Origin of the sequence: Shewanella sp. 10N.286.52.E4 (genome assembly GCF_041468785.1) — a bacterium.
Lineage (GTDB): Bacteria > Pseudomonadota > Gammaproteobacteria > Enterobacterales > Shewanellaceae > Shewanella > Shewanella electrodiphila.
Genome location: NZ_JBFRJJ010000054.1, coordinates 1 through 11,719, shown reverse-complemented (window position 1 = coordinate 11,719; position 11,719 = coordinate 1). Strand labels below are relative to the sequence as shown.

Annotated in this window: 7 protein-coding genes and 1 tRNA gene; 5 read left to right on the top strand and 3 right to left on the bottom strand. The window is 39.1% G+C overall.

Annotated elements, in window-relative coordinates; genetic code table 11:
- Positions 1 to 277 precede the first annotated feature (277 nt).
- The gene (locus tag AB4153_RS20255) at positions 278 to 862 is read left to right on the top strand and encodes a CoA pyrophosphatase (protein WP_371998492.1); all 585 of its coding nucleotides are present in this window, start codon (positions 278 to 280) and stop codon (positions 860 to 862) included.
- An 8-nt stretch (positions 863 to 870) separates the two neighbouring features.
- Here AB4153_RS20255 and AB4153_RS20250 read toward each other — a convergent pair whose 3' ends face one another.
- Positions 871 to 1,206, bottom strand: a complete 336-nt coding sequence (locus AB4153_RS20250; RefSeq protein WP_102527532.1) for a hypothetical protein — start codon at positions 1,204 to 1,206, stop codon at positions 871 to 873.
- 237 nt (positions 1,207 to 1,443) lie between these two features.
- Between AB4153_RS20250 and asnS the strand changes: the two genes are divergently transcribed.
- The 3 genes from asnS (at position 1,444) to AB4153_RS20235 (ending at position 5,785) form a co-directional block, all read left to right on the top strand.
- A complete protein-coding gene (asnS, locus tag AB4153_RS20245; protein WP_102527533.1) occupies positions 1,444 to 2,844 on the top strand; it encodes an asparagine--tRNA ligase in 1,401 nt (466 codons plus the stop codon).
- 337 nt (positions 2,845 to 3,181) lie between these two features.
- Entirely contained in the window at positions 3,182 to 5,065 is a 1,884-nt protein-coding gene (locus tag AB4153_RS20240) for a DUF294 nucleotidyltransferase-like domain-containing protein (protein ID WP_102527534.1), read from the top strand.
- Positions 5,066 to 5,068: 3 nt separating this feature from the next.
- Complete coding sequence (locus AB4153_RS20235; protein WP_371998491.1) at positions 5,069 to 5,785, top strand: 3'-5' exonuclease; 717 nt, start codon at positions 5,069 to 5,071, stop codon at positions 5,783 to 5,785.
- A gap of 112 nt (positions 5,786 to 5,897) precedes the next feature.
- Here the strand turns inward: AB4153_RS20235 and AB4153_RS20230 are convergent, their stop codons facing one another.
- Together AB4153_RS20230 and uvrB are read right to left on the bottom strand one after the other, a co-directional pair.
- The gene (locus AB4153_RS20230; protein ID WP_371998490.1) at positions 5,898 to 7,469 is read right to left on the bottom strand and encodes a BCCT family transporter; all 1,572 of its coding nucleotides are present in this window, start codon (positions 7,467 to 7,469) and stop codon (positions 5,898 to 5,900) included.
- A 293-nt stretch (positions 7,470 to 7,762) separates the two neighbouring features.
- Positions 7,763 to 9,799 carry an excinuclease ABC subunit UvrB gene (gene uvrB / locus AB4153_RS20225; protein WP_102527537.1) on the bottom strand — a complete coding sequence of 679 codons (2,037 nt, stop codon included), beginning with the start codon at positions 9,797 to 9,799 and terminating at the stop codon, positions 7,763 to 7,765.
- Between the two features lie 1,787 nt (positions 9,800 to 11,586).
- On the opposite strand from uvrB, the gene AB4153_RS20220 reads away from it, so the two are divergent.
- Positions 11,587 to 11,662, top strand: a tRNA-Asn gene (locus AB4153_RS20220).
- Positions 11,663 to 11,719: the final 57 nt, after the last annotated feature.

Here is an 11,719-nt window from a genome sequence, read left to right as displayed (position 1 = left end):
TTAAGGTGACAAGTTAATTTACATGTATTCAGCAACTTACAACCGATAAAAAACCAAGCTTATATTTTGACCGTTTGAATTTAATCATGAATGTATTGGTGCAGATAGTATTTTGGTGCAAAAAACGCACAAGCAATGTGCATTACAAATCACTGAAACAATATAAGAAAGGTGCTACCAGAGATGTTTTATATATGATGCTTTCAAAGCAACAATCTCTTATGATGGGCTTAAATAATAAGTAATTAATACTGTTACACAACCAACGGGGGAATAAATGAACGCCACTCAATTCAATGTACATTTTTCTCTTCAAAGCCTAGCTAGCGAAATAACCTCTGCACCGATTAATAGAAGCTTACGAAAGGCTGCTGTACTAGTGCCGTTAATGGAAGTTGATGGACAGTTACAAATATTACTGACTCGACGTGCACTGCATTTAAGAGCGCACCCAGGACAATATAGCTTTCCTGGCGGTAAAGTAGATGATGCAGATAACAGCATGATTGAAACCGCGCTTAGAGAAGCTGACGAAGAAATTGGTTTAACTGCTGATAATGTTACCGTTATTGGTAACTTCCCTCCTCACGCCACTTTTACCGGTTTTGAAGTAACACCGATTGTCGGAATAATAAAACAACCTTTTGATATCATATTAGATCCAGGTGAAGTGTCTGAAACCTTTTGGGTGCCACTACAATACTTCTTTGACGCGAGTAATCGATATACTTTTAGTTTTATGCGAAACGGCAATGATTTTGATGTGCATTATATGCCGTACAAAGGAAAGTTTATTTGGGGAGTGACGGCAGCAATTATTGATTTACTGTGCCGTCATATTGATTTACAGCATTTAAAATAATGTCAGCTTTATATTACGTAACGAATATAAAACCCCGCAGCAAGAGAAACCAGTAGTAACAAAGGAATATTGACCCAGTATTCTATCTTTCGTGACGTTTGCGCGTAATAGTTCACTGCTAGGTTCACTAAGCTTATCCCTGCACACCACCAAATTAAGTACTCTAATTTGATTGTTAAGTCAGGATCCCAATTAAAGCGTACTTCAACACCTTTGCTCATATAATAGCCAACAGCTCTGTCGGGTCTTGCTTCACCAAACACGATAAGCGCGTAAACAGCTAATGCCCAACCAGTAATGGATAGCACAGTTAATATAAATTGCAGAACTTTGGTTTTGGACATTTAACCACCTACATCAATTAGATGATAATAAAATATACTCTTTGTTCATACGCTTACAAGCATAAATTAAGATCAATTTTAGTCGTTTAAAGATGATTTACCCCATTAAACAGTCGATATTGTTAAAAGTTAGCTAATAATCTTGTTATAAGGGCTTTTTCGGCTTGTGAAAAGCCGATATCAAGGTAATATAAAGCACTTATTTTTATCATTGATCCATTGGAGAACTAAGCAACAATGAGCATTACATCTGTCGCTTCTGTATTTAAAGGTGACTTCGCGATTGGTTCGCAAGTTACAGTACGTGGTTGGGTTCGATCTCGCCGCGATTCTAAAGCTGGTATTTCATTCCTAGCTGTTTATGACGGTTCATGTTTTGATCCTATTCAAGGCGTAGTACCGAATAATTTAGATAATTATACTGAAGAAGTGCTTAAGCTTACTGCTGGTTGTTCAGTGATCATGACTGGTGAAGTCGTTGAGTCTCCAGGTAAAGGTCAAGCATTTGAAATGCAAGTCACCAAAGTTGAAGTAACTGGTTTTGTTGAAGATCCTGATACTTATCCTATGGCAGCTAAGCGTCACTCTATCGAGTACCTTCGCGAACTTGCTCATTTACGTCCTCGCACTAACATTATTGGTGCCGTTGCCCGTGTACGTAACTGTTTATCTCAAGCTATCCATCGTTTTTATAACGAACAGGGTTACATTTGGGTTTCTACCCCATTAATCACTGCTTCAGATACTGAAGGTGCTGGTGAAATGTTCCGTGTATCAACATTAGACATGGAAAACTTACCGCGCACAGATAAAGGTGCTGTCGATTTTTCTGAAGATTTCTTCGGTAAAGAATCATTCCTAACGGTTTCTGGTCAGTTAAACGCTGAAACATATGCGTGTGCACTGTCTAAAGTGTATACCTTTGGCCCAACATTCCGCGCAGAAAACTCAAACACGAGTCGTCATTTAGCTGAGTTCTGGATGGTTGAACCTGAAGTCGCATTTGCTGACTTAGATGATGCTGCAAAATTAGCTGAAGACATGCTTAAGTATTGTTTCCGCGCAGTATTAGAAGAACGTCGTGACGATTTAGAGTTCTTTGCACAACGTGTTGAGAAAACAGCAATCGAGCGTTTAGAAGCATTCGTAACCAGTGACTTTGCTCAAATTGATTACACTGACGCAATCGAAATTCTTAAAGCGTGTGATAAGAAATTTGAATTTGACGTTGAATGGGGTATCGATTTACATTCTGAGCATGAGCGTTACCTTGCTGAAGAACATTTTAAAGCCCCTGTTGTTGTTAAAAACTACCCGAAAGACATTAAAGCATTCTACATGCGCTTGAATGACGATGGTAAAACAGTGGCAGCAATGGACGTACTTGCACCTGGTATCGGTGAAATTATTGGCGGCGCACAACGTGAAGAACGTTTAGACGTACTTGATGCGCGTTTAGCTGAGATGGAATTAGACCAAGAAGATTACTGGTGGTACCGTGATCTGCGTCGTTATGGCACAGTCCCTCACGCTGGCTTCGGTTTAGGTTTTGAACGTTTAGTATCTTACGTTACAGGCGTAAGCAATATCCGTGACGTGATCCCATTCCCACGTGCACCAAAATCTGCAAACTTCTAAATCAACCCTCTGGTTCGAGAGGTAATTGATTTAAAAAACGCGCTTTAGGCGCGTTTTTTTATGTCTATAAATCCAGCATATAAACATCAAAAATAATCACCTATAACCACCTTTATTCATCAACACCCTCTGCAAGCGCATATAAACATGGCTTTAGCTATCAATTTAAATCATCCATAAATAAAAGCTAATTCACTGTTTACACTCTAAGGCCTTATTAACAAAGTTTTTGTTGATACGATTTTACTATTGAAAACTTGTTTGCGACTTAACTGCATAGTCATAATAAATGCCATATAATGATTGTTATAACCAAATCAATAATATCGAGCGAATAATGGAAGTCGAACTACTTGAAATTCGAAACTTCATCCGCCAGTACCCACCTTTTGATCAACTGCCTGAGCAAGCGTTAATCGAAGTGTCTAAAAGCGTCGAAATCTCTTACTATCGTTCTGACAGTATGGTGATTGAATTTGAAGATAAGATTCATGATCTGTATATGATCCGTAGCGGCGTAGTAGAAATATACCGCCGTAAAGGTGAACTCTATAATCGACTCGATCAAGGTGGTTTGTTTGGACAGCTTGGCTTATTGACCAACAATAAAGTTCGTTACCCAGCAAAAGCAGTTAAAGACACGCTGCTTTATTGCATTCCCGAAAATATTTTTGAAGAGTTTTGTGAACGTTACGATGTCTTTGCTGACTTTGTTGAAGTTGAAGGCAGTATTCGATTACAGCAAGCTGTTGAGGATAATAGTGATGATGCTAACTCTCTCACTACATCTAAAGTAAAAACCATTCTGAGTGCTGAACCTGTGATGTTGTCTAATACAACATCAATTCAAGATGTTGCCAGGATTATGACCAATGAGAATGTGTCAGCAGCCATCATTAATGATCCAAGCCTCACAGATGAAGGCGGAAACAGTTTTGTCGGCATCATTACCGTTCGCGATCTATGTGCAAAAGTCATTGCTGAAGGCTTAGACGTTGACACGCCAGTGGGCGAAGTGATGTCTACCGAGCTCATATCGTTAGATCATAATGCCTATATTTTTGAAGCCATGCTATTAATGCTTCGTTACAACGTTCACCATCTACCGATTTTAAAAAACAGGCAACCTATCGGCTTAATTGAAGTCACCGATATTATTCGATATGAATCTCAAAACAGTTTGCTAATAGTCAGCAGTATTTTTCAGCAAAACAGCATTGAAGATTTAACTGTATTGTCTCAGCAAAACAGTGCTTGTTTTGTCCGTATGGTTAACGAGGATGCTAACTCGCATATGGTCGGTCGTGCAATGTCAGAAATTGGCCGTAGCTTTAAGCAACGCCTCCTTGAATTAGCTGAAGAAAAGTTTGGTCCACCACCTGTGCCCTACTGTTTTCTTGCACTGGGTTCAATGGCGCGTGATGAACAATTAATCGTCACCGATCAAGATAATGCCATTATCCTCGACAATGATTATCAAGAATCACTACACGGTGAATATTTTGAAAACCTGGCTAACTATGTATGTGATGGCCTAGCGGCTTGTGGATATACATATTGCACTGGCGATATTATGGCGACTAACCCTGAATACCGTAAAACTCAATCTCAATGGGAAGATTGCTTTGCTGACTGGATTGAAAATCCGAACCCTCAGGCTTTATTAAATTGTTCTATTTTCTTCGATTTGTATGGCGTGTATGGCAGACCTAAATGGGCTGAACAATTAAATGCCTTCATTCTAAGAAAAGCGAAAAAAAATAACCGCTTTTTAGCCTGCCTTGCTCGAAATGCGTTAAACCGTACTCCGCCATTAGGCTTCTTTAAAGATTTCGTCATGGAAAAAGATGGTCGTCATAACAATTCGATCAACTTAAAAAGACGTGGCACAGCCCCACTGGCTGATTTAATTCGTGTTCACGCACTGGCGATTGGCTCTCAATCGCAAAACTCTTTCGATAGACTGGAAGACATTATAGAAGCCGGGATCCTTCCTGCTACCAAAGGCAAAGATTTACAACATGCCATGGAGTTCATTTCATTAGTTCGCATTCGTCATCAGGCATTAGATATTGAGGCAGAACAAGAACCTGATAACAATATTGAACCTGAAAACATGTCTGAATTTGAAAGGCGTAATCTTAAAGATGCATTTTTGGTATTAAGCAGCGCGCAGAACTTTTTAAAATTCCGCTACACTGCAAACAGTATGCAGGGGTAAACAATGCGTAATATCACCAATCAAGAAGTCTTAAACTGGGAAGCGTTTTTACAAATAAAAGCCAAAGAAAGCAAAGATAAACGCTTAACAAATTTTTATGATGTCGGCACATATCATGCTGAAACACTCCTCAAAGATATTGAGTTTGTTGCGCTAGACTTTGAAACTACCGGGTTGGATGCTGACCAAAATAGCATCATCAGTATTGGGTTGGTGCCATTTACGCTGAACCGAATCGCACTAAGACATGCAAAGCATTGGTTTGTTACCCCTGAAGATAAACTGCAAGAAAACTCTATTATCATTCATGGTATCACTCACTCTGACTTAAAAGGGGCACCTGACTTACTGCGTATTTTAGAGCAATTATTAGATGAACTTGCGGGTAAAATTGTTGTAGTGCATTACCGTCGAATAGAACGTGATTTTTTTGATGCCGCACTGCGATCATTGATTAAGGAAGGAATCGTATTTCCCGTCGTTGACACCATGCAAATAGAAGCTGAATTGCAGCAAAACAAACCTAAAGGCTTTTTAGATTGGTTTAAGCATAAACGACCTGAATCCATCAGATTGGGAAGTACGAGAATTCGTTATAACCTGCCGACTTATCCACCACATGATGCGCTAACGGATGCCATTGCCACAGCTGAGTTATTGCAAGCGCAGATTTATCATCACTATAGCGCGGAAACTCCGATAAAAAAATTGTGGATTTAGCGCTGTAAAGCTGTGCTATATCAAATAAAAAAGGCACCTTAATTAAGGTGCCTTTTGCATTGTTCTAATAATGTACATTCTCAATACATAATGTCGATAGCAGAGCAGGAACTTAACGCTTTTCTGTTCTTAATCCCATTATTAAACTGATACACATTACCAGCAGAATGATGGTAAATGGTAATGCTGTCGAAATTGCACCAGCTTGTAATGCTTCTATCGCCTCAGTACCACCAACCCAAACTAGCGCTGCAGCAATCGCGCCTTCAACTAAAGCCCAAAACACGCGTTGCGGTGCAGGTGCATCGACTTTACCACCAGAGGTAATACTGTCGATAACCAATGAACCTGAATCCGAAGATGTCACAAAGAATATTAACACTAAGATGACAGCTAGCATTGATAGGATGTTGCCTAAAGGCAATTGATCAAACATTTGGAACATGGCTAAAGGAACATCTGTCAGTCCTTTTTCACCTAGCGTACCAATGTTATTCACCACTTGATCAATACCAACGCCACCAAATACAGACATCCATAGTATCGTTACCACTGTCGGTGCAATTAGCACGGCAGTCATAAACTCACGAATCGTACGACCTCGTGAAATACGCGCGATAAACATACCAACAAATGGGGACCATGAAATCCACCACGCCCAATAGAATACAGTCCAACCATGCATCCAGGCTTCGTCTTCGCGACCGATAGGATTACTTAATGGAATGATATTCTTAATGTAGCCCATAACAGTCGTAGGGATTGTTCCCATTGCTACTGCAAAGCTCACTAAAGCAACAAATACCACTAAGATAAGCGCGAGCAGCATATTGACATTACTAATGACTTTAACGCCGCCATCAATACCGCGCATTACCGAAACAACTGCAATTAAGGTCACTGCAAAGATAATCGCTATTTGCAGGGTTAAGCCGTTTTCCATACCAAATACATGATGGAAACCACTAGCAGCTTGTTGTGCCCCTAAGCCAAGCGATGTTGCTAAACCAAACAAGGTTGCGATAACAGCCAAAATATCAACAACATGCCCAGGCCAACCCCAAGTGCGATCACCCAAAATCGGATAAAACACTGAACGCATCGACAGCGGTAAACCTTTGTTGTAAGCAAAAAATGCTAACGATAATGACACTACACCATAGATTGCCCACGGGTGAAGTCCCCAGTGGAACATAGTCGCACCCAGTGCGAGCTCTTTAGCTTCAGCAGTATTGGCTGCGACATTAAGTGGCGTTTCATACCATCCAGTAAAATAAGCTACAGGTTCAGCAACAGCCCAAAACATCAGCCCGATCCCCATACCAGCAGCAAATAACATAGCAACCCAAGATAATCTAGAATAGTCAGTCTTGGCCTCTGCTCCGCCCAAACGGATTTTACCGTAAGGCGAAATAATCATTGCTAAACAAAACAATACGAAGATATTGGCTGACCACATAAATAAACCATCGAAAGCACCAATAATTTGCCATTTGATGCCGTCTAAAACAGATTTAGATGTTTCTGGTTCCACCAACAAGATAGCGATGATGAACAGACCAATTAAGGAAGCGCTGATACCAAAAACAGGGTTATGTACATCAAAACCCCATTTTTGAATGTTATCTTGACCGACGGTGTAATCAGTATTGTCGATACTGTATTTATCTTTACTAGTATTCATTGATCCTCGTTTAGAAGAACTTTCATTCTGAAATGTCATTATATTTTACGCTATTAAGCGATTTTTTACAGTCGCAGCCGTAAAGCAATCACGTTTAATGTCTCGTTTTTAAGCTAAGATTAGACTTCCTTAACAAAAGTGGTGAAACAACCCGCAAAATATAAACACTCATTTTTGAATGTGAAGTTAATACCTTCAAAGTATTCTGATATTAAAAGATAAAAAAAGCTTAGCATAATTGCTAAGCTTTTATTGTTTCAAACAGGATTGTCTGTAAGTTTATCGATAATAAACTAACTGTTAAGAATAATTTGTTCCCGCAGGCTTTTCACTTGGTCACGCACTGCAGCAGCTTGTTCAAACTCAAGATCGCGCGCATGTTGATGCATCTGCTTTTCTAGTGCATCAATTTGCTGCGATAATTCAGCAACACTCTGTACTTTAGTATCGGTTTTATATTGTGTTTCTTTTTCAGCTACTTTACCAAAAGCAGTGTATTTGTGTTTACTGTTACCACGATGAGGATCGCCCAAGTCCATCACATCTGTGACTTTTTTCGTCACCCCTTTTGGTGTTTGCCCTAATTTCAAATTATGCGCATGCTGCTTTTCACGGCGACGTTCTGTTTCTCCAATCGCTTTTTCCATCGACTTAGTGACTTTGTCAGCGTACAGAATAACTTTACCATTAACATTACGTGCTGCGCGGCCAATGGTTTGGATAAGTGAACGTTCAGAACGTAAAAAACCTTCCTTATCTGCATCTAAAATACACACTAACGACACTTCTGGCATATCTAAGCCTTCGCGAAGCAAGTTAATTCCAACCAGAACATCAAAGTGACCTAGTCGTAAATCTCGTATCACTTCTACACGTTCAACGGTATCAATATCAGAATGTAAATAACGGACCTTAACGCCATGCTCATCCAGGTATTCGGTTAAATCCTCAGACATACGCTTGGTTAACGTTGTAATAAGTACCCTTTCATTAACGGCAACACGTTTTGGGATTTCAGAAAGTAAATCATCGACTTGAATAGCAACGGGACGAATTTCTATTTCTGGATCAAGTAAACCAGTCGGTCTAACAACTTGTTCAGCAATTTCACCATCACTTTGCTCAAACTCATAATCACTTGGGGTTGCAGATACAAATACCGTTTGTGGCATTAACTGCTCAAACTCTTCAAATTTAAGTGGTCTGTTGTCTAATGCTGAGGGTAAACGGAAACCATATTCAACAAGTGTTGTTTTACGGCTACGGTCACCTTTGTACATTGCGCCAATTTGAGGCACGGTAACGTGGGATTCATCAATAATTAATAAACCATTTGCAGGTAAATAATCTAATAATGTTGGAGGTCCATCGCCTTGTGAGCGACCAGATAAATATCGAGAGTAGTTTTCGATACCTGAGCAATAACCTAACTCGACCATCATCTCAATATCATATTGCACACGTTCTGAAATACGTTGAGCCTCAATCAGTTTATTGTTATCTAATAGCTCTTTACGACGTTCACGCAATTCTTCTTTTATATGCTCTGTCGCTTCGATGATTTTCTCTCTAGGAGTAACATAGTGGCTCTTAGGGTACACAGTAGTGCGAGCTAAGCGTTTAGTGACATGACCTGTTAATGGATCAAACTCACTGAGTTGCTCAATTTCATCATCAAATAACTCAACTCTGACCGCATCGCGTTCTGATTCAGCAGGAAAAATATCAATTACTTCACCACGAACACGAAACGTACCGCGCTGTAGGTCGATATCATTGCGGGTATATTGCAGCTCACCTAAACGAGTAATAATGTCGCGCTGCCCCATCATGTCACCTTGACGCAGATGTAATAGCATCTTCATATATAGCTCAGGATCGCCCAAGCCATAGATAGCCGACACAGACGCGATTAATACCACATCTTTACGCTCTAGCAGTGCTTTAGTCGCAGAAAGGCGCATTTGCTCAATATGAGCGTTAACTGAAGCATCTTTTTCGATGAAGGTATTAGAGGCTGGAACATAGGCTTCTGGCTGATAGTAATCATAATAAGACACAAAATATTCAACGGCATTATTCGGAAAGAACTCTTTCATCTCGCCATATAATTGTGCAGCCAATGTCTTATTTGGCGCCATAATGATTGTCGGACGACCTAAGGTCTGGATTAAATTAGCAACGGTAAATGTTTTACCTGAACCGGTTACACCTAATAAGGTTTGCTTAGCGACACCGGCTTCTAGCCCATCGACCAGCTGTTTTATCGCCGTAGGCTGATCACCAGCGGGAGAGTAATCTGAAACAAGATTGAAAACCGGTTCTTTCACGTCTAAGCATCCTATAAAAATGATAAACCATTTTATACTGAACCTGCCGAACATTGCGACCCAAAAGCTTTATAAACCCAGCCAAACAATCGCAGATACAAGAATTTGCATAGTTGAAAACTATTTTTCGTCTGGGACACGTTGATTGCTAATTGCAAATGACTTGCACATGAGTTGGATTTATCATCAGTTGATAATTTGTCACTTTTAAAACAGCCATCATCTAAAACAAACACCAAAAATGGTTTGATAAATGAATAAGCGATCCCAAATGATTTAGCCGCTTATCAGTCAATCATTACAATTTGACGAACAAAACATGAAATTATGCTACAACAGCGCCAAAAGCTTAAAACTGTCGATAAAAGCGCCAAAAACCTCATTTCTATGGCAATTTAATACACAATAGCGCGTACGCATATACTACATTAACCATCACTAAATAATCCGAGCAAATAAAAATCTATTGCATTTTGTAACACCTTGATTAGTTTTATGATTTTTAATTTGTTGATTCAGAGCATAATTTAACTTCTAGTCAATGCTCATAAGGGCTTCAGAGGGTATTTTAAGAGTAACTCACAGGCTTATCCACAGATTTAGTGGATAACTCACTCTAGCCCAATATTACTGGGGTGTTAGGATAAACAGAAATTAATAAAACAGTAAAAAAAGATACATGAAATAAAATTACATTTGTAAGTCTGCTGACATGAATACATCATTTTGATTGAAACGGGGTATCGGCAATGACCTGCTCGTACTCGTAATTCGATCTCATTATTAATAAGCCGATCTACATTAAAATTAAAACAAGGGCCGCCATTTTCTTTACATAAAATTCCGCAAACAACATTATTGCTTGCTGTTTATGCGCGAGTAGTGACATTAACCAAACTTGGGCAGTAGTGTGCTTATGATGAAATAGTTAGTAGCATCACATTGCCTATTTTATCTTAGCTCTGATTGATTCCATTAAATGCTTTAATCCTTAAATCACTATCTCTTTTTTATCCCTCAACTAATAATCTTCCAAGGCTAGAACAGTACATATGAACAACTAGGAGCAACTAGGAGTAACTAGGAGTAACTAGGAGTAACTAGGAGTAATTAGGAAAAACTAGGAGTGATGAATACCAGCAAATCTATTTAATCAAGCCACGTGTAAATGGCGTAACCTAGATGTGACCGTTATCAAAGCCATCACCCACTACAAATTTAGCAGCATATATAAGTAACCTGAATACAGATGGCTAATGTTAATAAGCCAACGTAGATAACGATGCTTAATGAGTTAACCTTATAAAGAGCAGGTTTTTAAGCTTAGCCAAAAGATCTATGATTTTAGCGCTCATAGCTGAAAAACTGTTTATAAAGCGTTAGCCGCTTATATGATCGATTAGCTTGATAGGCGCGTAAAAAGACTTGTATCAGAAAGATAAACAAATATTTTGTAGAAAATGAATTTAGCGTCATTCAAATGATGTATATGTTTAGAACTGCGTATAGCATCAGTCTATATGGGATTAAATAGTGATTGTTAATGACTAAATCGCTCAATTAACCTGTTTAGGATTAAAGTTGATAAGTAAAATGATAAAGCCATTAAATCGTTACTAATCAATTTACTTGTGAAAAAACACTCATTATGATGAATTATAAGCCACGATGGGTATTAGATGAGCAGTTAACATCAATTTTTCAATTTTTTTTATATCTCGAGTTGACTGATCGTTCAGGGCGTTTTACTATGCGCTCCGTTCTCAGCAATACATTGCTAAAACGATTCCCCTGTAGTTCAGTTGGTAGAACGGCGGACTGTTAATCCGTATGTCACTGGTTCGAGTCCAGTCCGGGGAGCCAATTTAGTATAGTAAGTTGAAAACATAGATAAAATGCAATTCCCCTGTAGTTCAGTTG

Coding starts and splice junctions, on each gene's coding strand:
- asnS (WP_102527533.1), top strand. CDS start 1,444: ATGAGCATTACATCTGTCGCTTCTGTATTTAAAGGTGACTTCGCGATT.
- AB4153_RS20235 (WP_371998491.1), top strand. CDS start 5,069: ATGCGTAATATCACCAATCAAGAAGTCTTAAACTGGGAAGCGTTTTTA.
- AB4153_RS20250 (WP_102527532.1), bottom strand. CDS start 1,206: ATGTCCAAAACCAAAGTTCTGCAATTTATATTAACTGTGCTATCCATT.
- AB4153_RS20240 (WP_102527534.1), top strand. CDS start 3,182: ATGGAAGTCGAACTACTTGAAATTCGAAACTTCATCCGCCAGTACCCA.
- AB4153_RS20230 (WP_371998490.1), bottom strand. CDS start 7,469: ATGAATACTAGTAAAGATAAATACAGTATCGACAATACTGATTACACC.
- AB4153_RS20255 (WP_371998492.1), top strand. CDS start 278: ATGAACGCCACTCAATTCAATGTACATTTTTCTCTTCAAAGCCTAGCT.